Source organism: Glaciimonas sp. Gout2 (genome assembly GCF_035018905.1).
Taxonomy (GTDB): domain Bacteria; phylum Pseudomonadota; class Gammaproteobacteria; order Burkholderiales; family Burkholderiaceae_D; genus Glaciimonas.
Map to the genome: position 1 here is coordinate 1 of NZ_JASJXA010000109.1, position 2,217 is coordinate 2,217.

General features: G+C 46.8%; 1 protein-coding gene. It reads right to left on the bottom strand.

Annotation, left to right across the window (positions count from 1 at the left end):
• Nucleotides 1-166: 166 nt before the first annotated feature.
• Nucleotides 167-1,894: a PhoH family protein gene (locus tag QN379_RS23310; protein ID WP_322238417.1), complete on the bottom strand. Its 1,728-nt coding sequence runs from the start codon at nucleotides 1,892-1,894 to the stop codon at nucleotides 167-169.
• Nucleotides 1,895-2,217 lie beyond the last annotated feature (323 nt).

Here is a 2,217-nt window from a genome sequence, read left to right on the forward strand (position 1 = left end):
GCATGCATTCTTTAAAATCTAGAATGTAAACACAATTTGGAAAAAGTTAACAGCGTTTTATATGTCAACACGCCCTAATAAAAAAGGGAGCAATTCAATTGAATTGCTCCCTTTTTATATACTACTGAACCCACCTTCTTGGCCCGGATAGCTTAACTTACAGGCATTACAATACTTCACTCGCGTGATCTGCCAAACGTGACCTTTCACCGCGTGCCAATGTAACGTGACCACTGTGCGACCAACCTTTGAAACGATCAACGACGTAAGTCAAGCCGCTGGAACCTTCGGTCAGATAAGGCGTATCGATTTGCGCAATATTGCCCAAACAAATAATTTTGGTTCCCGGACCTGCGCGAGTTACCAATGTTTTGATTTGTTTTGGTGTCAAGTTTTGTGCTTCGTCGATGATCAAAAACTTATTAACAAAGGTCCGACCACGCATAAAGTTAAGCGACTTGATTTTGATCTTTGAGCGAATCAGGTCTTGCGTTGCTGCACGGCCCCATTCACCCGCGTCGGAGTCCGATTTGTTGAGCACTTCGAGATTGTCGTCGAATGCACCCATCCACGGACCCATTTTCTCTTCTTCTGTACCTGGCAGAAAACCTATATCCTCACCGACCGGCACCGTGACACGCGTAACGATAATCTCGTTATAGGTTTTGGTTTCCAGCACCTGGGCCAGACCTGCGGCTAATGCTAATAGCGTTTTTCCAGTACCTGCTTGTCCTAACAATGTGACAAAATCACACTCCGGATTCATCAGCAAATTCAGGGCGAAATTCTGTTCGCGGTTACGTGCCGTGACGCCCCACACGCTATTTTTTGCATGCGCGTAGTCGCGTAGCGATTGCAGCACAGCGGTTTTGCCATTGATCTGCGTAACTTGCCCGTAGAACGCAGCTTCACCGTTTTTCGGCTCGATAAATACGAACTGATTAACCAGTAGAGAGGGGACCAAAGGACCTGTCAGACGATAAAAGGTATAGCCGGTTCCGAGCTTGTTTTCCTGCCACGACTCAATCCCTTTGCCGTGCTTGATCCAGAAATCATCCGGTAGTTGCTGAATACCGGAGTACAGCAGATCGGTGTCTTCCAATACATGATCATTGAAATAATCTTCTGCTGGAAGACCCATAGCGCGGGCCTTAATGCGCATGTTGATGTCTTTGGACACCAGCACCACCGGCCGACTTGGTGTCTCGGCTTCAAGTGCGCGCACCACGCCCAGGATCTGATTGTCGGCTTTGCCGACAGGCAAGCCTTCAGGGAGTGTTCCGTTTTGAAGTTTGGTCTGGAAAAACAGGCGACCCTTCGCGTCCTTATTACCTAGTTTTGATAACGGAATTCCATGATCAATCTGGTCATCGACTACGTCACCTACGAGTGCGTCAAGCGAGCGGGATACCTGACGCGCATTGCGCGCAACTTCCGACATGCCTTTTTTATGGTTGTCGAGTTCTTCCAACGTCACCATCGGCAAGTAAATATCGTGCTCTTCGAAACGGAATAATGAGCTTGGATCATGCATTAATACGTTGGTATCGAGCACAAACAGTTTTGTTACGCCTGACTTATCAGCCGCACGGCTGGTACTTGATTTGGGACGACCTTCTGTCGATTTAACGGTTTTATCTACTACTGAGCGCGGGTTATCGCTTGGTGCTTTATCGGTCTTACGGCTCTCAACGGGGCGAGTCTGAACTGGCTTATTACGCGCTTGTGGTGCTGGAGCGGTTATCAGTTTTGCTACTGGCGCAGTACGAACCGGGCGGTTAACTGGTTCCACGATTGCAATGCGCGGCTTGACGGTTTTGCCAACTTCCGCTTTGGGGTAATCCTGAACGGAGAGTAGGGCAGCGGGTTTGGTCGGTAGTTTTGGTAGGGGCATAAAAAACCTCGCTTTAGTGATGAAAAAATAGTTCGTTATGATAAAAACGAACCAGACCAACCAGTGAAACAACCTTAAAAAACAACAAAATACATGTAAAAAGAGGAACGGCTATGTCTAGATTGTAGAAAATCGTTAAATCGCAAAGTAAAAAAGCCGTTTGAGAAGGCCTAAGACCTTTTCCTCAAACGGCTTTCCATGGAATAATTTTTTAGAATTCAATGATTTAGAAACTCAAGTTATAGTTTTCACAAAATCAAGTATATCCGTGACGTGCCCAGGCACTTTCACTCCTCGCCATTCTTTCACCAATATGCCAGCGC